The 23,013-nt window shown below is 59.8% G+C and carries 21 protein-coding genes and 1 pseudogene; 6 read left to right on the top strand and 16 right to left on the bottom strand.

Annotated elements, in window-relative coordinates:
- Positions 1-72 precede the first annotated feature (72 nt).
- Positions 73-1,020, bottom strand: a complete 948-nt coding sequence (locus B723_RS10060; RefSeq protein WP_017336600.1) for a LysR substrate-binding domain-containing protein — start codon at positions 1,018-1,020, stop codon at positions 73-75.
- A 135-nt stretch (positions 1,021-1,155) separates the two neighbouring features.
- On the opposite strand from B723_RS10060, the gene B723_RS10055 reads away from it, so the two are divergent.
- Both B723_RS10055 and B723_RS10050 read left to right on the top strand, forming a co-directional pair.
- Entirely contained in the window at positions 1,156-2,532 is a 1,377-nt protein-coding gene (locus B723_RS10055) for an L-serine ammonia-lyase (RefSeq protein WP_017336599.1), read from the top strand.
- A 264-nt stretch (positions 2,533-2,796) separates the two neighbouring features.
- Positions 2,797-3,111, top strand: coding sequence for a DUF3509 domain-containing protein (locus B723_RS10050; RefSeq protein ID WP_017336598.1), 315 nt, complete (start codon positions 2,797-2,799; stop codon positions 3,109-3,111).
- Here B723_RS10050 and B723_RS10045 read toward each other — a convergent pair.
- Positions 3,108-3,608 (bottom strand): phosphate-starvation-inducible protein PsiE, encoded by a 501-nt coding sequence (locus tag B723_RS10045; protein WP_017336597.1) that lies wholly within the window; start codon positions 3,606-3,608, stop codon positions 3,108-3,110. The genes B723_RS10050 and B723_RS10045 overlap by 4 nt on opposite strands.
- A gap of 313 nt (positions 3,609-3,921) precedes the next feature.
- Between B723_RS10045 and B723_RS10040 the strand changes: the two are divergent.
- Positions 3,922-4,176: pseudogene (locus B723_RS10040) on the top strand (YebG family protein); the annotation flags it as partial.
- A gap of 153 nt (positions 4,177-4,329) precedes the next feature.
- Here the strand turns inward: B723_RS10040 and B723_RS10035 are convergent.
- The 3 genes from B723_RS10035 to B723_RS10025 form a co-directional block, all read right to left on the bottom strand.
- Complete coding sequence (locus B723_RS10035; protein WP_017336595.1) at positions 4,330-4,761, bottom strand: hypothetical protein; 432 nt, start codon at positions 4,759-4,761, stop codon at positions 4,330-4,332.
- The gene (locus B723_RS10030) at positions 4,758-5,531 is read right to left on the bottom strand and encodes a hypothetical protein (RefSeq protein WP_017336594.1); all 774 of its coding nucleotides are present in this window, start codon (positions 5,529-5,531) and stop codon (positions 4,758-4,760) included. The genes B723_RS10035 and B723_RS10030 overlap by 4 nt, the downstream gene beginning before the upstream one ends.
- A 159-nt stretch (positions 5,532-5,690) precedes the next feature.
- Complete coding sequence (locus tag B723_RS10025; RefSeq protein WP_017336593.1) at positions 5,691-6,710, bottom strand: Glu/Leu/Phe/Val dehydrogenase family protein; 1,020 nt, start codon at positions 6,708-6,710, stop codon at positions 5,691-5,693.
- Between the two features lie 174 nt (positions 6,711-6,884).
- Between B723_RS10025 and B723_RS10020 the strand changes: the two genes are divergently transcribed.
- On the top strand, positions 6,885-7,688 hold the full coding sequence (locus B723_RS10020) for a SirB1 family protein (protein ID WP_017336592.1): 804 nt from the start codon (positions 6,885-6,887) through the stop codon (positions 7,686-7,688).
- Positions 7,689-7,785: 97 nt separating this feature from the next.
- Here the strand turns inward: B723_RS10020 and maiA are convergent, their stop codons facing one another.
- From maiA to hmgA, 3 genes are read right to left on the bottom strand one after another with little or no spacing between them, the layout of a single operon-like run.
- The gene (gene maiA / locus B723_RS10015) at positions 7,786-8,421 is read right to left on the bottom strand and encodes a maleylacetoacetate isomerase (protein WP_017336591.1); all 636 of its coding nucleotides are present in this window, start codon (positions 8,419-8,421) and stop codon (positions 7,786-7,788) included.
- Between the two features lie 12 nt (positions 8,422-8,433).
- Positions 8,434-9,738 carry a fumarylacetoacetase gene (gene fahA / locus B723_RS10010; RefSeq protein WP_017336590.1) on the bottom strand — a complete coding sequence of 435 codons (1,305 nt, stop codon included), beginning with the start codon at positions 9,736-9,738 and terminating at the stop codon, positions 8,434-8,436.
- Between the two features lie 3 nt (positions 9,739-9,741).
- Complete coding sequence (gene hmgA / locus B723_RS10005) at positions 9,742-11,046, bottom strand: homogentisate 1,2-dioxygenase (RefSeq protein WP_017336589.1); 1,305 nt, start codon at positions 11,044-11,046, stop codon at positions 9,742-9,744.
- 165 nt (positions 11,047-11,211) lie between these two features.
- Here hmgA and B723_RS10000 point away from each other — a divergent pair, with 165 nt between their 5' ends.
- Positions 11,212-12,006, top strand: a complete 795-nt coding sequence (locus B723_RS10000; RefSeq protein ID WP_017336588.1) for an IclR family transcriptional regulator — start codon at positions 11,212-11,214, stop codon at positions 12,004-12,006.
- A gap of 25 nt (positions 12,007-12,031) precedes the next feature.
- Here the strand turns inward: B723_RS10000 and B723_RS09995 are convergent, their stop codons facing one another.
- The 8 genes from B723_RS09995 to B723_RS09960 all read right to left on the bottom strand — a co-directional run bounded on the left by B723_RS09995 (position 12,032) and on the right by B723_RS09960 (position 22,412).
- A complete protein-coding gene (locus B723_RS09995) occupies positions 12,032-12,367 on the bottom strand; it encodes a hypothetical protein (RefSeq protein WP_017336587.1) in 336 nt (111 codons plus the stop codon).
- Positions 12,368-12,508: 141 nt separating this feature from the next.
- Positions 12,509-15,064 carry a LuxR C-terminal-related transcriptional regulator gene (locus B723_RS09990; RefSeq protein ID WP_017336586.1) on the bottom strand — a complete coding sequence of 852 codons (2,556 nt, stop codon included), beginning with the start codon at positions 15,062-15,064 and terminating at the stop codon, positions 12,509-12,511.
- Between the two features lie 140 nt (positions 15,065-15,204).
- Entirely contained in the window at positions 15,205-16,572 is a 1,368-nt protein-coding gene (locus B723_RS09985; RefSeq protein WP_017336585.1) for a DUF1329 domain-containing protein, read from the bottom strand.
- A gap of 23 nt (positions 16,573-16,595) precedes the next feature.
- A complete protein-coding gene (locus B723_RS09980; protein WP_031318405.1) occupies positions 16,596-18,389 on the bottom strand; it encodes a DUF1302 domain-containing protein in 1,794 nt (597 codons plus the stop codon).
- Positions 18,390-18,887: 498 nt separating this feature from the next.
- Entirely contained in the window at positions 18,888-19,799 is a 912-nt protein-coding gene (locus B723_RS09975) for an SDR family oxidoreductase (RefSeq protein WP_017336583.1), read from the bottom strand.
- Positions 19,800-20,035: 236 nt separating this feature from the next.
- The gene (locus B723_RS09970) at positions 20,036-20,938 is read right to left on the bottom strand and encodes an alpha/beta fold hydrolase (protein ID WP_017336582.1); all 903 of its coding nucleotides are present in this window, start codon (positions 20,936-20,938) and stop codon (positions 20,036-20,038) included.
- The gene (locus tag B723_RS09965) at positions 20,938-21,720 is read right to left on the bottom strand and encodes a class II aldolase/adducin family protein (protein ID WP_017336581.1); all 783 of its coding nucleotides are present in this window, start codon (positions 21,718-21,720) and stop codon (positions 20,938-20,940) included. Before B723_RS09965 ends, B723_RS09970 begins: the two co-directional genes overlap by 1 nt.
- 236 nt (positions 21,721-21,956) lie before the next feature.
- A complete protein-coding gene (locus tag B723_RS09960) occupies positions 21,957-22,412 on the bottom strand; it encodes a flavodoxin (protein WP_017336580.1) in 456 nt (151 codons plus the stop codon).
- 100 nt (positions 22,413-22,512) lie between these two features.
- Here B723_RS09960 and B723_RS09955 point away from each other — a divergent pair, with 100 nt between their 5' ends.
- Positions 22,513-22,989 (top strand): PAS domain-containing protein, encoded by a 477-nt coding sequence (locus B723_RS09955; RefSeq protein ID WP_017336579.1) that lies wholly within the window; start codon positions 22,513-22,515, stop codon positions 22,987-22,989.
- Positions 22,990-23,013: the final 24 nt, after the last annotated feature.

The raw sequence follows: 23,013 nt of genomic DNA, 5'->3' as shown, positions 1-23,013 counted from the left end.
AAAAGCCGGACAAGGAGCAAAAGCGCTGTTAAGGTCGGGAGTTGGGTCGCTTCACTTCTTTGTCACAAATACTCACATCTGCCGCTCTGCCAGCGGGTGCAGGCTTCGAAAAACGCCCGCCTCCTCCACCAGCCAGTCATGCACTGCACGCACGCCCGGATGGCTCAGCGCCCCCGGCGCATACAGCAGCATGTAACGCTTGTGATTCGGCACCGCCAGACCAAACGGTACAATCAACGCTCCGCGTTCCAGCTCATCATTCAGCAAGGTGCGCCGCGCAATCGCCACGCCCATACCGGCAATCGCCGCCTCGATGGTCAGGTGGTTGCGATTGAAGGTGTGCCCGCGCCGCACATCCGCGCCTTCGTAACCGATGGCGTTGAGATAGAACTCCCATTCCGCGTACTCATAACTGCCGCGCCAGGCCGTGATGTCGTGCAACAGCGGAAAGTGCGACAGGTCTGCCGGGCCATGCAACGGCGGCCGCCCGCGCAACAGACTCGGCGCGCAGACCGGGAAGATCTGCTCATCGAGCAAGGTTGTGGATAACAGGCCGGGGTAGCTGCCGTCGTTCAGATCGATCGCCAGGTCAAAGTCGCCCTCGTGCAACGGCACGCTGCTGTCCTCCGCCACCAGGCGCAATTGAATGTCTGGAAACCGCTGCTGCAAGCGCGGTAGACGCGGGGTCAGCCATTTGCTCAGGAACGAGGGAATCGAGCGCACCCGCAAAATCCCGCTGATCATTCCGGCGTCCAGTCGTCGCAATTCGGCGTCAATGCTGCCGTAAGCCTCGTTGACCGTAATGGCCAGTCGCTGGCCATGCGCGCTCAACTCCACCCCCCGCGCACGCCGGTGAAACAGTCGGAACCCTAGCCGTTCTTCCAGTTGGCGGATTTGCTGACTGACCGCACCCGGTGTGATGTGCAGTTCTTCGGCACAACGGGTGAACGACAAGTGCCGCGCGGCACAGGAAAACACGTGCAGCCAGACGTAAGTCTGGGCGTGCAATTGGCGACTCATTGTTTAGTCCTGCTAAAGGCTGTCTTAGGAAGTTTCGTTAGTCACGTAGGACCGAGACGCGCAGTATCGCTGACATTGCGCTTGTCCTACAAAAATGGCGGCGATTTCTCTTCCATTGCTTGTATAGGCTTTAGCATGGCTATCAGTGTTTTTGATCTTTTCAAAGTCGGCATCGGTCCGTCCAGTTCCCACACCGTCGGCCCGATGCGCGCCGCCGCGACCTTCGCCCAGGCACTGATCGAGCAGAATCTGCTCAATGCCGTCCGTCGGGTGGAAATCCGCCTGTACGGCTCCCTGTCCGCAACCGGAGTCGGTCACGCTACCGACCGGGCCTGCGTCATGGGCCTGATGGGCGAATGGCCGGACAGCATCGATCCGACCTGCATCGACAGCCGCATCAACACATTGCTGGAGACCGGCGAACTGAATCTGGCCGGCCAAACCACCATTGCCTTCGACTGGCACCGCGATTTGCTGCTGCTTGATGAGAGCCTGCCCTACCACCCCAACGCCATGTCTCTGACAGCCTTCGGCGAAACCGGTGAGCTGTCGGAGCAAACGTACTACTCGATCGGCGGTGGTTTCATCATCGAAGCGGCCGAAGCCGAATCCGGCATCGCTCCGACCAGCGACGTAGTGCTGCCGTACGATTTCTCCAGCGCTGCCGAATTGCTCAAGCTGTGCAATCAGCATGGACTCAGGGTTTCCGAGTTGATGATGGCCAATGAACTGGCCTGGCGCAGCGAAGCCGACATCCGTCAGGGCTTGCTGCATATCTGGTCGGTGATGCGCGAGTGCGTCGAGCAGGGCTTGCGCCACGAAGGGATCCTGCCCGGCGGTCTGAATGTTCCGCGTCGGGCGGCGAAATTGCACCGCAGCCTGTTGGAAATCGGAAAGCCGAATGTCATCACTTCGACGCTGTCGGCGATGGAATGGGTGAACCTGTTCGCCCTTGCCGTGAACGAAGAAAACGCCGCCGGCGGACGGATGGTCACCGCGCCAACCAATGGCGCGGCCGGGATCATTCCCGCCGTCCTGCACTACTACATGAAGTTCAACCCGGACGCGTCGGACGATGATGTCGTGGCGTTCTTTTTGGGCGCTGCAGCCGTAGGAATTCTCTGCAAGAAAAACGCTTCCATCTCCGGTGCCGAAGTTGGCTGCCAAGGCGAAGTCGGCTCGGCCTGCGCCATGGCCGCCGCCGGTTTGGCGGACGTACTCGGTGCTACCCCGGAGCAACTGGAAAACGCCGCCGAAATCGGCCTGGAACATAACCTCGGCCTGACGTGCGATCCGGTCGGCGGCCTGGTGCAGGTGCCGTGCATCGAGCGCAATGCCATCGCTGCCGTGAAGGCGATCAACGCCACGCAAATGGCCCTGCGCGGCGACGGCAAACACTTCATTTCCCTGGACCGGGTGATCCGCACCATGCGCGACACCGGCGCCGACATGCACGACAAATACAAAGAGACCTCACGAGGCGGCCTGGCTGTCAGCTGGGTGGAGTGCTGATCGGTCTGATTGCACTGTCAGCGATCATCGACTCATTCATGCCCTGAAACGGGCAGGCAAAAAGAAGGCGGGCCATAGAGCCCGCCTCTTTTATCCCGCGATCATTGTCCGACAACCTTTCCGGCATGCCCCTTGCTACACCCCTGACGAGGCAAAAAGGATTTTTTGAGAACCTCAGCGAGCGCCTGCCGATGGTCCGGTATTGCGAACCAACCCGACCATGGCCGGTCAACAACTGCACGTTCAATCAGGCGGTGACGCATCATGGACAACCCCTTTCAGCTCATTACCGATGCCTTTGCACCGGATTACCAGATCAACCTGAGCATTCAGGGTCTGGACGGCAGCATCATGCTGACCCTCTCCAACAGTGGCCGTATCGTGGCCAAACGGATGATCAGCGCCGAACAACGCAATGACCCCAAGCGCCTCAAACGTTTGGTGCAAAGCATCCAGTTCGGCATTGCCATCGAACAGGGCCAGTGCGCCATGACCATCCTCGAAGCCATGACCGACGGCGACAACCACAAGCTGCCGCCGCCAGCCAAAGGCCAGCCGCGGCCCGCCATGCGCCTTTAAATCTCGCCCTTTTCCACTTCGGGATGCTCACCGGAACCCGCACCGATCTTGCGTTGCGGGTGTTCGATCTTCACCGAAGGGAATTGCGACGAGGCGTAACGCACCACCAGAATCGCAAACGCCAGTAGCAGAATCCCGCCGCACAGGTAAATGATGCCCAGGTCAGGCGGGTTGTGGTGCGAGACGTTGGAGATCAGCAGCCGCGTCAGCGCAGTGATCGCCACGTAAATCAGGAAGCGCACCGGCATGTGGTTGGTCTTGAAGTAAATCCCGACCATCGCGCCCAGTTCGAGGTAGATGAACAGCAGCAAGATATCGTCGATCTTGATGTGCCCCTCTTCGATCATCCCCAGAAATTCCATCACCGCTGCCCACGCGGTCACTGCACCTATGGCGAACAGCGCCAGGTAGTGGAAAGTCTCGACGAACAGATTGCCCAGGGACTCGGCCAGTTGGTGCACGTTTTGCCGCAGGTTCTCGGCCCAGTTGATTTTCACGATGATTCTTCCTTAGCTCGGTTCGAGCGGATGATGCGGGTTGGACGTGACGGTTGTTCTGCATGCAGAAAAAAGGCCAGAGGCGCCTGCGACATGATGGCGAGGTGCTCTAAAACGCGCTCCGTGGCGTTTGGTCGCACCCTGTGGGGGCTAGCCCTCGCCATTGGAGCGCCACGGCCCACCTGACAAACCCTGAATTCGGTCTACATTAAAAAGCCACTACCCAAAGCGCAGGGATTCGCTTATCCTTTTCGCTGTATATAAATACAGTGGTCGAAACAGACAACTATCGTGAAGGCATGTGAGGTGGTGAATGGCCGTCGAAGTGGTATACCGCAGCAGCCGAGATCTGGAGCGCTTGTTCATGGATAAAGCCGAAGCTGACCGTCATGACAAAATGCTCGAACTGGCCGAATTGCTGGCTGAAGTGTTGCAAAAAGCCGTTCCGTCCCTGACCGAGCAGCAAGTGGAAGAAGCCGGGATCTACATGGCGAAGAACCGCGATGTGTTCGCCAAGGCATTCAAGAGCCAGCCGGATGCGTTGTCCGAACTGCTGAGTGCGCCGGCTGAAATAGCGGAACCCGTTGTTGAAGCAGTCGAAGCCGCTGAGCCTGCCAAGCCAGCTAAAGCAGCCAAGACACCCAAGTAAGCGACACCCGAATTGAATAGGCCCTGAGTCGAATGACTCAGGGCCTTTTTCATGCCTGCGAAAAACCGGGGATCAGGCCGTTCGCGGGGTTCTCTTGTCCACCGCTGTCGAACCTCCGCGGAATGAAGCCCCCGATGGCCCCTGCGAAGAAAGCCCCTGGATGACGTAGAGGTAGGTCTCTTGTGCGCCGTAGTCGAGCATGCTGATCAAACCGCCGACATAGCTGCCGTTGAAAAGAAAACCATCAAAGTTATAGGTCACGGTGAAGGTGATCTGTGCCTCGGTACTTTTACCCGAGGCCTTGATGGTCGTGCCTGCCGACGTTGACGGTGATACGGCGCTTCCCTCGTATGGGATCGGATCTTTGTAAAAACCCGGTAGCGCCAATGCGCCCGTCATCGAATCGGTGTCGAACGTCAACGTGCCGCTCTGCCAAACCTGCAACCCGTTCGGGTTGGCGCTCGCGTCGAACAGACTGACGGAGAACGTGTAAGTAGTCGTCATGATTTCACCCAAGGCCGTTCAACGACGTTCAGCAGGTAGACCTCATCACTGTCGGGCGTCAGTGAAAACAGATAGCCATTGTTGAGGAAGTCCTCGTGATCGCTGACATCGATGGGCCAACCGGGATACTGATTACCGTTGGCGTCCAGCACCCACATGAACTTGACGTTGTAATCCGTCGGGGTGTCGGACTTGTAGACCCCGCCGGCCACCTGTGTCCCGTCGTCAAACCGCGCCCACGCCATGACCACCGGTGAGCCAACGCTGATTTCATCGGGCACCGCAGCATTGCCCTGCATGATCAGCGTCCATGCCTCTTTGCCGCCCGCAGGAAGCAACATTCGCGTTACGTGTTGAGGCGTCGGCGATCCGGCTGTCTGAGCCGTCACGGGGCCCTGACCAACGCCGGCGCTCGGCACTACGTCGAGGGTATAGCCAAATGTGTTTTCACCGGGTTGTGGCACTGGGCCGGTGATGGTGCAGGTCAGGCCGTTTTGCTGGGCAACCTCGATATAGGGGTCCCAGGAACCGGGCGTCGAACCCGAGTTGATCACGCAGTTGATGGCCGGGTTTTCAGACTGGTAGAGGGTGAAGAAGACGTTGCCGTCGCTGTCCCATAAACCGGTGCTCACCGGACCTGCGGTGCCAGGGGTGAAAATAGTGATCTGCCCGCCGTAATTGGCGCCGTTATCGTCACTGACAAACGACACGCCAATATCGAGACTGGAGTTGATCGTGAAATTGCAGGTGAGAGATGAACTGGAAGACATGATTCGCTCCTTGAAATCACGAAAAAGCATTGCGCCAGTCATGATTGCCCCAGACGCAGGCAGGCCTTCATCAACCGGGCGGGTGGCGTTGCGCCATCCCGCTTGCAGCGTAGTCAGGACTCTAGAATTTGCCAGCGGCATGAAGGACGCTGTGAGCCTTCATTGGTACAACACTTTCTCCGCCAACTCGTCCGCCACCCGCGCCGGGGAACGTTTCTCCGCCTGGGCATGGGCAAAGACTTCGGTCAGCCTCGAGCTGATTTTCGACAAGTGGGCGGTAATGGTCGTCAGCTCTTCGCCGCGGTGTTTGAGCGAGACGTAGATCAGCCCGCCGGCATTGATCACATAATCCGGCGCGTAAAGAATGCCCCGCCGTTCCAGTTGATCCGCAACGTCCAGATGAGTCAGCTGGTTATTCGCCGAACCGGCCACGGCCGAGCATCGCAATTGCGTGACGGTATTGCTGTTGAGTACGCCGCCGAGGCCGCACGGCGCGAGAATATCGCAAGGCGTGCTGAGCAGCGCGTCGTTGGCGATCGGATGAGCGCCAAGTTGCTCCATGGCCAGTTGCACCTTGCCGTGATCGATGTCGCTGACCAGCAGTTCGGCTCCGGCGGCATGCAGTTGTTCGGCCAGGGCGAAACCGACATTGCCCAGGCCTTGAATGGCCACGCGCAGGCCTTCTAGGTTATCGCTGCCCAGGCGAGCCATGGCGGTGGCACGAATGCCGGTGAACACGCCCATCGCCGCGTGAGGCGCCGGGTCGCCCGCCGAGGTGGTGCTGGTGACATGTTGGGTCTGTTGGGCGATGCAATCCATGTCCGCCACCGAAGTGCCGCTGTCGATGGCCGTGATGTAGCGGCCGTCGAGTTGATTGATGCAGCGGCCGAACGCTTCGAACAGGGCCGCGCGGTTTTCCACATGGACCGGTCGCACAATCACCGCCACGCCACCGCCCTGCGCCAGACCGGCGAGCGCCGCTTTGTAACTCATGCCTTGGGCGAGGCGAATGGCATCCTCGACCGCGGACTCGTCATCGGGATAGGCAAGGTAACGACAGCCTCCCAGGGCAGGCCCCAGACGGCTGTTATGAATGGCAATGACCGCCTTCAACCCGGTGACCGGGTCGACGCTCAGATGCAGCGATTCAAGGCGAGTGCTTTGCATGAGAGCGAACATCGTAGGGGCTCCCGAATCACTTCTTGTAGTCGCCAGTATAGGCTCGCGCCCAAAAATTGCAGAAGCGCACCGGAATAAGGATTGCCGCGATTCAGCGCTTTCGGACATAACCCGGCGTGCCACTGGACGAACGCCGCAGACGAGGCTAAAACGAGGCATTCCCCGGAGATTTTGATGACGCCTCGCCAACACTTCTTCGATTGTCTGCAACGATCACCGCCCGCGCTGTTCGAGGCAGCGCTGTGGATGTCTGTCGAGCATGACAAGGAAGTGAATCCAGCGGCGGTCCTGGCCCATTTCAAGGACCTGCAACAACGCGTCAGTTACGGTCTGCCGATGCTGCCCGTGAGCGAACTGGCCCAACCGCTGCTGCGACGCCTCAATGACCTGGGCTTCGCCCAGGACGACTTTACCCCCTTGCGCCCACAAGCAGCCTTACTCGACAAAGTGCTGGAACGCCGGCGGGGGCAACCGCTGGCACTAGGGCTGATTGCGCTGGAACTGGCCAGAGGCCTGGAAATCCCCATGGTCGGGGTCAACTTTCCCGGGCATTTTCTGCTGCGGGTTCCGGGAGCCGATCATTTGCTCGACCCTTGCGGTGGACGCCGGTTGTACCCCAACGATTGCCGTGAACTGTTGCAACGCCAGTACGGCCCGAACATGAAACTCAACGCCGAGCATTTACTCACCGCCGAGCCCGTGCAGATGCTGCAGCGACTGTCGCGCAACCTGCGTCAGTTGCACCTTTCTCACGATGATTACATTGGTGCGTTGATCGACGCCGAGCGTGTGCTGGAGCTGGGTAACGCGAGCGCCTCCGATTACCTGGCCCGGGCCAGCCTGTATCAACGGCTGGACTGCCCGAACGCCGAGCGTTTCGATCTGGAGCATGCGCTGCTGCTCAGCGACGACCCGATTCAGCGGATTCGCCTGACCGAGCGATTAGGCCACCTGCCGCCCAACTCGGTCGTCCATTAAATGCAAAAGATCGCAGACTTCGGCAGCGCCTACATTGAGAGGGTGTACACCCGGCAGGAGCTGCCGAAGGCTGCGATCTTTTGCGCTTGTTTATGACTCAAGGGGTGTCTGGCTGGTTCGCCGGGTGAGCCTTGATGAAGGCCGGGTGAGACGCTGCAAGTGCCGCCACCCGACGAATCCGCGGATACGCCTCAAGGGAAATGCTAAAGCGCTCAGCCGCGTACAACTGCGGGATCAGGTAAACATCCGCCAGGCCAGGTGTCGGACCAAAGCAATAACCCTCATCGCCAATCAACTGCTCGACCGTCGCCAGGCCTTGGCCGATCCAGTGTCCAATCCACTCGACCACCTGCGTTTCATCGTGCCCCGACTGCCGCAGCCGGTTGAGCACGCTGACGTTGTGCAGCGGATGCACATCGCAACCAATCACCGCTGCCACACCCCGTTCATGCGCGCGGGCGGCGAGGTCCTTGGACAGCAGCGGCACCTGTGGATAACGTTCCTCCAGGTACTCGATGATCGCCGGAGACTGAATAAGCAACTCGCCTTCATCGGTACGCAAGGCCGGCACCCGGCCTTGCGGGTTGATGCCCAGATACGCTGGCTGGCGATGTTCGCCACCCGGCGGTGCGATCAGGTTGACCGGCAGTGCCTGGTAATCCAGCCCCTTCAACGCCAACGCGATGCGCACCCGGTAAGACGAGGTCGAGCGGTAGTAGGTATAGAGCTCCATGACCCGATCCTCTTAACGCGCCGGCAGCACTTTGCCGCGGCACTCGCCGAAACCGATGGAGGCAAAACCGTCGCGGCTGCAACGGGCACGCAGAATGATTTCGTCGCCGTCCTCGAGGAATTTACGCACTTCGCCAGAGGCCAGTTCGATCGGTTTTTTACCGCCTTCGGTGATTTCCAGCAGACTGCCGAACTGACCGTTCTCCGGCCCCGACAATGTGCCCGAACCGAACAGGTCGCCGGCCTGCAACTGGCAGCCGTTGACGCTGTGATGCGCCACCAGTTGCGCCACGGTCCAGTACATGTGTCGGGTGTTGCTCAGGGTCAGGCGATGGGCCGGTAGGTTCTGCTCGCGCATGGCTTCGGTGAGCAGCAGCACTTCCAGTTCGATGTCGAAGGCGCCAGCGGCTTGATCGCGTTTGTCGAACAGGTACGGCAGCGGCTGCGGATCGCCTTCAGGACGCGCCGGTTGCGCACGACGGAACGGCTCAAGCGCTTCGGCCGTCACCACCCACGGCGAGATGCTGGTGATGAAACTCTTCGACAGGAACGGCCCCAGTGGCTGGTATTCCCACGCCTGGATATCCCGGGCCGACCAGTCGTTGAGCAAGCAGAAACCGGCGATGTGATCGGCGGCATCGCCGATGGCGATCGCGTCACCCATCTCGTTGCCCTGGCCGATCCAGATACCCAGTTCCAGTTCGTAATCCAGGCGTGCGCACGGGCCAAAGGTCGGCTCGGACTGACCGGCCGGCAAGGTCTGGCCTTTCGGCCGGCGAACATCGGTGCCGGACGGGCGAATGGTCGATGCACGGCCGTGATAACCAATCGGCACATACTTGTAGTTCGGCAGCAACGGGTTATCGGGACGGAACAGTTTGCCAACGTTTTGCGCGTGCTCGATGCCGACGTAGAAGTCGGTGTAATCGTTGATCTTCGCTGGCAGGTGCATTTCGCAGTTTGCCGCCAGCGGCAGCAGTTTCGCGCCTTGGGCTTCGATCTTGCCGTGCAGGGTGCTGCCTTCCTTGAACAGTTCGATCAAGCGTTCACGCAGGGCGACGCGAGCCTCACGGCCCAGCTCGAAAAACCCATTGAGCTGACCGCCACGGGTGGCTTCGACAGCCGTTTTTGCCGCGCCGTCGAACAGCCCGGCATCGAGTGCCGCCTCCAGATCAAAGATGTGGTCACCGATCGCCACACCGCTGCGCGGAGCAGAGCCCTTCACGCTGAACACGCCCAGCGGCAGGTTTTGCAGCGGGAAATCCGCATGACCGTTGGCAGAGGCAACCCAGCTACGAGTGATGGAAGTCTGAGTCATGGGTTATCTCCGGGTCGGGTCGAAAGTGGCGGGCAGCGTGGCCCAGCAGGCGTCGTAGTTGGTTTGCAGTTGCGGGCAATCGAGAGCGAATCGGCTTGGGCGCAGCACCTGGCTGGTCTCGAACATGAAGGCCATGGTGTTGTCGATTTTCGCGGGTGCGAGCTCGGTGTTGACCGCTTTGGTGCAGGTTTCGCCGTCCGGGCCGTGGGCGCTCATGCAGCTGTGCAGCGACGCGCCACCGGGTACGAAGCCTTCGGCCTTGGCGTCGTACTCGCCCTTGATCAGGCCCATGAACTCGTTCATCAGATTGCGGTGGAACCACGGTGGCCGGAACGTTTTCTCGGCCACCATCCAGCGTGGCGGGAAGATCACGAAGTCCAGATTGGCCAGACCGTGGACACTGGTCGGCGAGGTCAGGACGGTGAAAATCGACGGGTCCGGATGGTCGAAGCTGACCGTGCCGATGGTGTTGAAACGGCGCAGGTCATACTTGTACGGCACATTGTTGCCGTGCCAGGCGACCACGTTGAGCGGCGAATGATTGAGTTCGCAGCCCCACAACTGGCCGAGGAATTTTTGCACCAGGGTGGTCGGCTGTTGGAGGTTTTCGTAATGGGCGACCGGGGTCAGGAAGTCCCGCGGATTGGCCAGGCCGTTGCTGCCGATGGGTCCGAGGTCCGGCAGGCGCAATGGCGCGCCGTGGTTCTCCGCAATGTAGCCGCGCGCCTGCGGGTCGAGCAGCTCGACGCGGAATTTCAGACCGCGCGGCAACACGGCGATTTCCAGCGGTTCAAGTTCCAGCACGCCCAGTTCGGTGGCGATGCGCAGCCGTCCCTGTTCTGGCACCAGCAACAGTTCGCCATCGGCGTTGAAGAACACACGCTCCATGGAGCGGTTGGCGCGGTAGCTGTAGATGCTGATTCCGGCCGGTTTTTCCGCCGCCGAATTGGCCGCCATGCTCACCAGCCCGTCGATGAAGTCGGTGGGCTCGGTCGGAATATCCAACGGGTTCCAGCGCAGGCGATTGGGCGTCACGTCACCCAACGGGCCACCGGCCAGTTGCCGATCCAGTTTGACGAACGCCGGGTGATTGGCCGATGGCTGAATGCGGTACATCCAGGTGCGCCGCGCTTCGCTGCGGGCCATGGTGAATGCAGTGCCGGAGAACAGTTCGGTGTAGAGACCGTATGGCGCCTTTTGCGGGGAATTCTGGCCGACGGGCAATGCGCCAGGCAACGCCTCGCTGCTGAATTCGTTGCCGAAGCCGGACTGGTAGGCCAGCGCTGGCGCCGTTGAATCGAGGTTCATGGAGCCTCCTGAACAGGGAGTAGGCAATGGCCTGTCACTCTGTTTCAGAGGTTCCGGCACGCCTGGGTTATTTTTGTCGTAATTCGATTACGCACAACGTAATTTGATTGGTATTGACCGTCAAGCTATAAAGACGCCCATTCGTCCCGGAATCAGACCGCCTCCATGGAAACGCCGCGCAACAACGACAAACAGAAAGTCCGCTCGGCCGAGGTCGGCACCGACATTCTCAAGGCACTGGCCGAGCTGTCACCGTCGACGTCCCTGTCGCGCCTGGCCGAGCACGTGCAGATGCCGGCGAGCAAGGTCCACCGCTATTTGCAGGCCTTGATCGCCAGCGGTTTTGCCGAGCAGAACACCGCCACCAATCATTACGGCCTGGGTCGCGAGGCCTTGCGTGTGGGGTTGGCCGCACTCAACAGTATGGACGTGCTCAAAGTTGCCGCCCTGCCCCTGGCCGAGTTGCGCGATGAATTGAACGAGACGTGTTTTTTGGCGGTGTGGGGCAATCAAGGCGCGACCGTGGTGCATATCGAACCGGCGGTGCGCGCGGTGACGGTGGTGACGCAATTGGGCTCGGTGTTGCCGTTGCTCAGCTCGTCGACCGGATTGGTGTTCGGCGCCTATTTGCCGAAACGAGAAACCGTGGACCTGCGCGAGCAGGAACTGCGCAACGCTACTCCCCATGCGCTGGCGGACGATCAGGCGTATGCCGCGCTGTGCGAACAGATCCGTGAGCGCGGTTTGCATCATGTCCATGGTTTGTTGATGCCGGGCGTCGATGCCTTGTCGGCACCTGTTTTCAACGCCGTCGGCAACATGGCGGCGGTCATGACCATCGTTGGTCCGGCATCATTGTTTCACGCCGACGAAAACGGCCCGGCGGCGCAGCGATTGCTGACGACGACGCGGGCCGTAAGTTGGCGAATGGGATATGAGCCATCCGCCGTCACAGGTTAATCAAGTTGATCGCCTACTGGAGCGATTACTTGTTTCGGTAGGATTCGACTACAACCCGACCTGCTTTATTAAGGTCGGCGATATCCAACTCGGTCACTCGATCATTTTTATCAAATGTCCATCGCTTGAAGAAAATACCTGCGTACTCATCATTGAACGCCGGCAGTTCATTCTCTTGCACTTTCTCCATGATCGCCCAGCTCAAGCTCTCAGAATAATCAACCACCTGCTTTCCTTCGTCGTTGACCACTACCGAATTCAGGTAGGTTTCATCGGCATTGATCGCAATACTCATATCACCGAAAACCTCAGCCAACTTTTTACTGACTTCTTCCAACAAATAATTTTTCACAAACAGCATCCTTTCCATAAATAAGGGATCGGCCAAGATACATTCAAAAAGACAAATACAAATTGACGGGCCGACGCCCACTTTATAAAACACTCCAACAACACAAGTAACTCTAAAACTTGTATGCATTCGTAAACATATAACCCCCCATCAAACAACGATACCCAACGTTTTTGCCTTGGCCACTGCTTGAGTCCTACGCGCAACCCCCAACTTCCCGTTAATCCGGCGCGCATGGGTTTTAACTGTATGTAACGATATGAACAATAGATCGGCTATTTGTTGATTGGAGTTCCCCAGGGCAACCAACTCAAGGACTTCTATTTCACGCTGACTTAACCGGTTCTGGCCCAAAGCCGCCGATTCAGGGGTAAGCGCTGAATCAGTACGACCAATCGCCTCCGGCAAGCGTGGCTGGCGTAATCGAAAGTCGCGAAGAGCCTGTTGAAGGTTACAACGCTCGACCATTGCCAGGCCTTCCTGCAACGACTGGCGGGCAGCAGGCGTATCGCCCGTCAGCCAGGCCACTTCTGCCAGTGCCAGGTGCAATTGCGCTTGCAGCCCCGACATTCCCCGTTGTCGCGCCCAGTTCAACTGGGCCTCGAGCTGCACCAGAGGGGCTTGCGCCTGCCCGCGATACACTTCGGTCAGCACCAGCAGGTATTCAAGGCCGGGAATCAGCTCCAGCGTCGCCGGCGGAGCCTGTCGTGCATGGGCACCATGATAGTGGCGCAGCACCCGGGGCAGGGCTTCATGGGCCAATTCCGGGCGGCCCTGCTGTAGCCAGAAATGGCAGCTGATTTGCAGCAGGACACTGCGGTAGACCGAGTCTGGAATCCGCCGCTGTTGCATCAACCGCTCGGCGTCACGCAGCAGGACAAAGGCCTGGGCGTAGTCCTGGCGATTGGCGGCCAATTGCGCGAGGCCGAGAAAGCCATAAAGCACGCGCTTGTCCTGACTGCGCAGGCACATCTGTAGCCCGCTTTCGAAGTACTCGGCCGCTTGTGCATCCTGTCCCTGAGACAAGCTCAAACGCCCGCGACGCAAGGCAATCCGCCCGAGCAACGGTTCGGCCAGCGGTTGCCGCTTGGCAAGCAAATCGTTCATGTTCGCCAGCAAGTGCTCGGCCCTGCCGGGCGCTCCCCTTTGTTCGAGCACTTGCGCGTGATCGAGCTCCAGCAACCCTTCGAACACCAGCGAATCGTGCGCGCGCGCCAGGCACAACGCCTCACGGTTGAGGGCCTGCGCCACCTCAAGCTCGCCCCGCAGCAACGCTTGCTGGGTCAGGCCGGACAGGCACATCAGCCGGGCGCCCCACAGCGGGGGGCCGAGCTCGCTGAGCGCCTCCAGCAAATGCGTCCGCGATGGCTCCATGCGCCCCTGCAAATGCAAGAGCCAACCCTGCAAGGCTTGCCAGCGCGCGATCAGCTGCTGTTGCTGGAGCGCCGACGGCTGAGGCATGAAGCGCGACAAGTGCTCGATGCATTCGCCCGCCTGCTCGAACCGCCCGGCGAACAGCAACGCTGCGGTGATCAGCCCCACCAGTTGCGGCGAGCTCAGCGTAAGCTCCTCGCCTTGCCGTTCATGCAGACGCAACAACAGCACCACTGTCTGCTCCTCGAACAGGTGCTCGAAACTGAAATGCTGCAACAGGCTGACCGCAACTTCGAACTCTTGCGCCAGCAAGGCCTGTTCAAATGCCGCTTTCCAGTCCAGTTCAGCGGCGAACCACTGACAGGCGCGGCGATGCCAGGAGCGTCCCTCCGGCCATTGTTCTTCGCGCATCAAATGCGTGAGTGGCGCGAAAATCTGCAGCCAGTCTGTCGAGTCCTGCCAGGGCTCGATAAAGCAACCCAACGCCTGCAACGTATTCAGGTACTGCGCGCCCTCCCCCGCACCGAACAGGTGGTCGCACAGCCGGGCATTGAAACGCGGCAGATGGGCGAGCACCCGCCAGGCTTCCGTGAGCTCCGGGGTCAGAATGCTGAACAGTTCGTGCTCAAGGTAATCGTGCAGCGTGTCCGGCCGAGCATGCGGCGGCTCGTTGCGCGACCCGTCGCATTTTTGCAGCAACGCAATCCGCACACCCGCGCACCAGCCGCCGCTCAGTTCGACGATCCTGCTGGCACGCTTGGCGGCCTGCTCTGGCTCCAGGTGATGCAACAGTCGGGCGATTTCAGTTTGAGTGAAAGCCAGCGTGGCGCGCTCGCAGTCGTACAGTTCGTCGGCGAGCAACAGGCGTGGCCAATTGCAGGGAGGGCGGCGGCGACCACTCAGCCACCAGGTAATCACCGGGTTACTGATCGCCAATAGCCGGTCGAGCAAAAGATCCAGCTCCGGGTCGGGCGTGCGGCAATAGTCATCCAGGCAGACCCAGGTCGGCGTTTGCAATTGCGCCAGATACGCCAGCAATCCTTGTTCGTCCGCGGAGCTCGATCCCAACGCCCGAGCCAACCGCTGAAGAAACTCGCCGACACTCAATGACGCACCCGCCAATGGCAGCCAACAGACGTGACACGGTTCGGGCGCCCGCAGCAGGCATTCGATGAGTAGCGCACTCTTGCCACTGCCGGCCGGCGCACAGAGCAGTTTCACCCGCGCTGTCGAGGCCAGTAACGGCTCGATCAACCGCTCGCGAGTCAGGTGATGGGAAGACAAGCGGGGCAAGAGTCCAGTACGGTCCAGACACGGGGCCATGGCAGTCATAGTGGTGCGCCTTTTTATAATTGTGGCGCCACCCTAGTCCTCCCCACACGACTTGTTGAAGAAGTATTCAACACGCTGATCGACACCTATAAAAAAGGTGACCGCAAAGTCACCTTTTTCCGTAGGGGCTGTAGGAATGATTACCTTACCCCTGTACTCCGCAGCGCTGCCGGCGTGTAGTCACCTGCCTTGGCATCAATACCGAATTCGAAGCTGCGCTTCTCTTCGTTCTTCATCCCCAGTGCGATGTAGCGACCGGCAATCAGGTCATACAGCGCTTCAACGGTATAGGCCGGCACCTGGTGATCGTAGTAGAACTGGGCATGCCCTTCGGCGACACGCCAGAGCTGGCCACGACCGTCGTAGTGATCCGCCAGCGCCACCTGCCAACTGTCTTCGTCGATGTACATGTGCCGCTTGGCATACACGTGCCGTTCGTTGGGCTTGACCGTGGCGACGACCTCCCAGACCCGGTGCAACTCGTAACGTGTCAGGTCCTGATTGATGTGCCCGGCCTTGATCACATCGGTGTACTTGAGGTTGGGCGAGTCGAGCTTGTAGCTGTTGTAAGGGATGTACATTTCCTTCTTGCCGATCAGCTTCCAATCGTAGCGATCCGGTGCGCCGGAAAACATGTCGAAGTTGTCAGTGGTGCGCAACCCGTCGGACGATGTACCGACGCCGTCATAGGCTACTTGCGGTGCACGCCGCACGCGACGCTGGCCGGCGTTGTAGATCCAGGCCTTGCGCGGTTCCTTGACCTGATCGAGCGTCTCGTGAACCAGCAGCACGTTCCCCGCCAGCCGCGCCGGTGCGGTCACTTCCTGTTTGAAATAGCTGAGGACGTTCTCGTCGCTGCCCGGTTTCAAATCCCCCAGCAGCGAAGGCACCGCGACCTCATCCTTGAAACGGATCACCGTGAAGTCGCCATTGGATTGCGGCGTGGCCTGGGTGATGGTGCGACGCAAATTGCCACCGTGATAACGGGTGACATGGTTCCAGATGACCTCGACGCCGTTCTTCGGAATCGGAAACGCGTAGTAGCGATTGCCGGTGAAATTGGCCAGGCCATTGCCGTCGTTGATCGGCGTCACGTTCAGCGCGCTGCGCTTGGCCGACTCGTAGATGTCCGCTGGCAAGGCCACCGTACGATGGGTCGGGTAGACCGGGATCTTGTAGGTCTCCGGGTAGCGCTTGAACATCGCAATCTGACCGTCGGAGAGTTTGTCTTTGTACTTGTCGACGGTTGCTGCGGTGATGGTGAACAGCGGCTTTTCATTGGCGAACGGGTCGGCGAGGAAACCTTTGCTGTCCACCGCACCGGCGTTTTTCGGCAGGCCGCCGGTCCAGGCCGGAATCGAACCGTCGGCATTGCCAGCCTTTTCACCGCCCAGTGGCGTCAGGCTGGTGCCGAGTTTGTTGGCTTCTTCCGGCGACACTGCGGCCATTACATCGACGGCCAACAGGCTCAGAGCCAGAACGCTGCATTGCAGAATCATTTTGCGCATTGAAATCATCCTTCTCAGCCAGATCAGAAGTTCACGCCAAAGCTCAGCGCCAGGAAGTCGCGATCTTCCAGAGTGTTGTAGTCACCGCCGAAGAAGTCGGTGTAACTCAAGCTCGCGGTATAGGTGTTGCGATAGTCCGCATCGACGCCGACGCTGATCGCCTTGGCGCCTTCATTGAATAGACCGTTGGGGCCGTAACCGGCGACATCGTGGGACCACGACAGGTTGGGTTTGAAATTGATCCCGGCGATGACGTTGTTGTAATCAAGGATTGCGCGGGCGCGGTAGCCCCAGGACGTCGAGGTGACGAAACCGTCGGTATCGCCACGGAAACCGTACTGTCCGTAGACCGAATCGCGGCCATAACGCAGCTTGCTTTTGTCCTCCAGCCCGCCGACGTGAACAACGGCCGCTTCACCCACCAACGTCAGACGGTCCGCCCCCGCGACCTGATCGATGAAGTGCGTCAGGGTGCTCTGGATCTGCGTCACTTCCTTGCGGCGATAGCCTTTGTTGTCCGCGCCGGGCGTCGTGGCGATCGGCGAGGCCGCGCCGCCGGCAATCGGGTTGAGCATGGCCAGTGTCAGATCGGTGCTGTTGACCTGCACCGGCAAGTTGGGGCGATAGCTGATCTCGCCGGTCCATGCGGTGCCGGTGGGCAAGGTGGTAGAGAAGCTCGCGCCGTAGAGACGGATGTCTTCCGGATATTCGAGGTAATACTGGCCACGACCGAGCATCACACTCTGGGCCAGCGCCGAACCGGTGCCGGGGGCAATGGCGTTGGCGGTACCGACGATGGCCGGAATCCGTGCAAGCGTTCCCAGCCCGGCGGTGGTGGTGCCGACGTTCGGCGTGCGGCTGTGGTAGTTCATGAAGTACAGGCCGTACTCGGTGTCGTCGCCCAGCCAGCGCAACGCGGTGCCCCATTGCCCGGAGTCGCGGGCATCGCGGTCGCCGCCACGAGGTACGATCACGCCTTCCCTGCCGACCTGGAACCCTTGGCCAAAAGCGGCAGCGATCGGTTGCAACGGCGCAATCGCCGGGCTGGCGACTGTATAGCCTGTGGTGCAGCCGTCTGCCGCCACGTCCCCGCCGAAGAAGGTGCCGCAGTTGTCGAGAACGGTCTGGTCCCACTCCAGTTGATAGAAACCTTCCACCGTCATTTTGTCGGTCAGCCCCTGAGAAGCGAACAGCATGTTCACCGGAATCAGGCCTTCCTTGATCTCCGCACCAGGACGGCGGAACGCTGAAACGTCGACCGGGTTGATGCTGTTGATCGAGTTGCCGATGAAGGTACTTTCGCCCCAACTGACCACCTGTTTGCCGGCGCGCACAGTGCCCGGCAAATCGGCGATGGAGTAGTTGTGATAGACGAACGCATCGAGGATCTGCGCACCGGAAGACTTGGAGCCCTCCTTGCGATTGTGGTCGCTGATCGGTTTGAACTCGCGGTCTTCGTCCTTCAATTCGAAGTCGTACCAATACTTGCCACGGACGAACACCCCGGTGTCACCGTACTTCAGCTCCAGGTCGTGAATACCCTTGAAGATCTTCGAGAAGGTTTCGCCCTTCTTGAAGTTCAGCCGCCCGTCGTCACCGGTGGACGCCTGGCCGGTACCGCCGTTGACGGTGCCCACCAGCGACCTGTCGGCATCACGCATGCCCCAACTCGCGCCGACGGACAGCGAGGAGTCGAATGTCCCCTCGATTTCGCCAATGTTGAATGAAACCGCCTGCGCCTGGGCACAGCAACCCAAGGCAACCGCAGCGGCCAGCGCCTGCGGTGTGAAGATGGCGCGCATTGTTGTTTTTGTCATGCGTCTTCCCCGGTGAGTGACAGAAGGCCCCACCCTACTGCCGCAGCTCGGGAGCGATAAGCGCACGAAGGAGGTATTCGTTGTGTACCTCTAAAGGATGAATGGCCTTGCCGCGTGGAGTGATGCGCGAGGTATGGATAAAGTGGATGGAGGCTCATCAGCCGGATGCATGAACGCCAGACTGTTACCCGGACTGCAACACTGCATGTTCGGAATCGCTATTTTTCCTTTCGGTTCAAGCGCTTATTCTTCGCGGGCTTTCACAGCAAACGGCCTGACGACACACAGCGATAGCGTGTGATCAGCTCGCGCCCATTGGCGACAGATTTCAGATGAATCGAAGGTTTCGACTCATCGCCCCGTGTTCACTGACGTTGATTTGTAGCTCCTTGATCCAACGTCTTACCTTGGCCGCTGCGTTTGCAGCGGCCTTTTTTATGGGCGATGGTTTTTTGAGGGATGGCAGGTCTCAGGCGAGCCCTGGCGAAAGCGAAGGAATCAGAGCGCGTACTTCTGCAAATTCCCCATCATTTCCTTCAGCGCTTCAATGTTGTCCTTCGGATGCGCCGCGCCTTCGAAATCACAGATCTGCTGCCAGTGCGCCGCGACGTCTTCCGGAGAAAAACCGACCCGTGGATCGAACCCTGCACCCAGGCTACGCTCCCAGCGCACCTTGCCCATCCAGCCGCCGCCGACCTCAAACAACCCGGACGTTTCCTGGCAGTTTTCGCTTGCGAGGTACACCACCAGCGGGCTGACCAGCTCCGGCTTGAGTTGCTCGAACACTTGCGGCGGAATCAGGCCTTCGGTCATGCGGGTGCCGCCGGTGGGGGCGATGGCGTTGACCAGGATGTTGTTTTTGCGGCCTTCGATAGCCAGCGTGCGGGTCAGGCCGTAGAGGCCGAGCTTGGCCATGCCGTAGTTGGACTGGCCGAAGTTGCCGTAGATGCCCGAGGTCGACGCCGTGAAGATCACACGGCCATAGTTTTGCTCGCGCAGGTGCGGCCACGCGGCGCGGGTCACTTTGTAGGCGCCTTCGACGTGGACGCGGTAAACCACGTCCCAATCGGCGTCGTCCATTTTGTGGAAGGTCTTGTCCCGCAGGATTCCGGCGTTGTTGACCACTACGTCGACACGGCCAAAGGCGTCGAGGGCGTGTTGCACCAGTTTGTCACCCTCGGTGACGGAGTCATGGTTGGCCTCGGCGGTGCCACCGGCCTCGCGGATCTCAGCCACGACACGGTCTGCCGCAGATGTGTTGGCGCCTTCGCCTTGAGCCGAGCCGCCAAGGTCGTTGACCAGCACCTTCGCGCCCTGTTTCGCGAACAGCAGCGCATGGGCACGCCCGAGGCCGCCACCGGCTCCCGTGATGATCACGACTTTATCTTCGAAGCGCACAGGCTCATTCATTGGGGGAACTCCAGCAGGCCAAGGGACAATGAGTCCGAGTGTCAGGCAAGGCGCCGCGGGTCACAATAAACACGGGGGAGGCTGAATGGTGCGCGATAAGGCTGGGGGATGATGACGCTGGGGATTGGGGTGATAGGGGAAAGATCGCAGCCTCGTTTCACTCGACAGCTCCCACATTTGGATCGCTGTGTAGGAGCTGTCGAGTGAAACGAGGCTGCGATCTTTTCAGACCTGACTCACGAGCAGGCCGCCTTCAACGGCAGCGAAATCAACCGGTCGCGAAACGCCAGATAGTGTTTCAGCACCTGCGCGGGCGCTTCCGTCTGCGGATAGTGGCCGATGCCGGGCAACAGCACGGTATCCGGCTCAGGGATCAACTCCCGATAGCGCTCGACCATGTGCCGGCCCGAAATCGGATCGGCCTCGCCATCGATCACCCGCAACGGCACCTCACCGCGCTGCATCGCGCTGACCCAACGCTCGCGCTGGACCCGACGTTCGGGAATGTAGGCAATCAGCTTGTGCATGATCCGGGGCCCGTGATTGCTGTCCACCAGGCTCCAGAAGTCATCCATCTCACTCTCGCTAGGACGGCTCTGCGGCCCGAAGATCTGCCGGAAACTCTTCACCAGCGCATCCCGGGAAAAGGCTCGGCCGATCATCCAGCCCAGCGGGCTGAGCAACAGTTTTTGCATGAGTACCGGGCGGTGGGCTTCCGGAAACAGACCGCCATTGAGGAACACGCAGCTGGCAAGATGAATGCGCGATTCATAATGCCGGGCCAGCAGTTCCTGAGCCACGCTGTCGCCATAATCGTGGGCCAGCACGTGCACCGGCTGTTCGACATTCAAATGCGCCAGCAATGCCTGTTGCAGATCGGCTTGATCCAGCAGGCTGTATTCGTGGTTCACCGGTTTGGCGGAATCGCCGAAGCCAAGCATGTCGCAGGCGATCAGCCGATAGCGCTGGGCCAGCGGCTGCCACAGGTAATGCCAGTCCCAACTGGCAGTCGGAAAGCCATGGATGAGCAACAGCGGCTCACCTTGCCCCGCCGTCCAGTAACGGAGGTTCTGGCCACGGAACACGAACGTCTGGCCGCGTTTGCGCCAGACACACAGAGGGATCTCGGCAAGTGGCATCAGAGTTTATAACCCGGGTCTTGTTGATCGAGTTTGCGCAGCAACGCTGGCCAGGCCAGTGCGCCGCCCATGCCTTGTGCACTTTTGGTGACACCCGCGATCATCGCCTTGGCGCCCGCCAGAATCTGCGGTTCGATGGCGATCAGTTCCGCGCCACCGTTCTGCGCCATCACCTGGATATCGCAGGCGCGCTGAAAGGTGAACATCATCAGGAACGTATCGGCAATGGTGCCGCCACAGGTCAGCAGGCCGTGGTTGTGCAGCATCAGGAAATTGTTTTCACCGAGGTCGGCTTGCAACCGCGCCTTCTCTTCATGGTTCAGCGCTACGCCTTCGTAAGCGTGGTAGGCCAGGCTGGACAGGACAAACAACGACTGCTGACTGATTGGCAGAACGCCTTGCTTCTGCGCCGAAACCGCAACGCCTGAGGCTGTATGGGTATGCAGCACGCACACCACGTCGTGACGTACTTCATGCACGGCGCTGTGGATGGTGTACCCCGCCGGGTTGATCTCGTAAGGGCTGTCCATCAGCTTGTTGCCGGCCTGATCGACCTTCACCAGGCTCGACGCCGTGATCTCGTGAAACATCAGCCCGAACGGGTTGATCAGGAAGTCTTCGGTGCCGGGCACCTTCGCGGAAATGTGGGTGAAAATCAGATCATCCCAACCGTGCAGGGCGACCAGGCGATAACAGGCCGCCAGATCGACGCGGGTCTGCCACTCGGCGGCGCTGACCTGGTCTTTGACGCTGGGGGACGATTGGAGGGGGGCTACGCTCACGGCAGGGAACCTCGTTTTTTTATTATGGAGTGTTTCCAATGACTACCGAGTCTAGTCAGCCCTCGAGGTTCGCGTAGTTGCATTGGCAGCCAGCTTGATGGCCTAACGAGTCAGTGCGCGAACAAGCATGGATCCATGTCAAGGTACCGACGCCAGCAAAGGCGCAGCGAGCCTCTTCAACAGCCCCCTCCTCACTGTCAAAAATCCGTGCCTTGTGGGTCTGGGCGAACGGCCAGTCAGCCGCGCAGGGCCGTGGCCAGTTCCGCCAGCCAAGGCTCGGCATCGGTTTCCGGTGTAACGCTTTCGCTGGCATCCAGGCGCAGCATCGGCAGCACTTCGCGGATGCCCAGTTCGCCGAACAGTTCACGCATCAGTTCGCCGCCGCCGCAGAACGTGTCGCCATAGCTCGCATCACCCAGACCGATGACAGCACCGGGCAAACCACGCCAGGCCGCTGGCAACTGATCGCGAATGGCGAAATACAGGGGTTGCAGGTTGTCCGGCAGTTCACCCATGCCGGTGGTCGACGTCACCGCCAGAAAGACATCGGGGCCGAATGCCTGAACATCGGCGAGGCTCGCACGCGGGTTGTGAAAGGTTTCGAATCCCGCAGTTTTCAAAATGTTCGCGGCGTGGCGGGCGACTTCTTCAGCCGTGCCGTACACCGAGCCGGAAAGGATGGCGACTTTCATCAATCTGATCCTGAAGCTTAAAAGACCGGGATATTAACAGCACAGACCTCATTGTTCTTTTAGAATGCAGAACGTCAATCAATCAGGAAGGGATTCTTCAATGATCAACGCGCAATTGCTTCAAATGGTCATCAACGCCTCCAATGACGGCATCGTGATCGCCGAAAAAGAAGGCGAGCAAGACAACATTCTGATTTACGTCAACCCGGCATTCGAACGCCTGACCGGTTACACCAGCGAAGAAATCCTCTACCAGGATTGCCGCTTCCTGCAGTCAGGCGACCGCGATCAGGACGCACTGCAGTTGATTCGCGAGGCGCTGGACAGGGGCGGCTCCTGCCGGGAAATCCTGCGAAATTACCGCAAGGACGGCACCCCCTTCTGGAATGAGCTGTCGCTTTCGACGGTGAAAAACCCGAGCGACGGCCAGACTTATTTTGTCGGCGTGCAAAAAGACGTGACTGTTCAGGTCAAGGCGCAGCAGCGGGTTACACAGTTGGAGGCGCAAGTCGCCGAGCTTGAAAAAGAGCTAGCCGCGCTAAAAGCGACGAACGGCGAAAACAAATCCAAGAATTGATTGTCATTAACTACAATCACCGGT

The organism is Pseudomonas fluorescens NCIMB 11764 (assembly GCF_000293885.2).
Classification (GTDB): Bacteria; Pseudomonadota; Gammaproteobacteria; order Pseudomonadales; family Pseudomonadaceae; genus Aquipseudomonas; species Aquipseudomonas fluorescens_B.
This window is presented reverse-complemented; position numbering and strand designations above follow the sequence as displayed.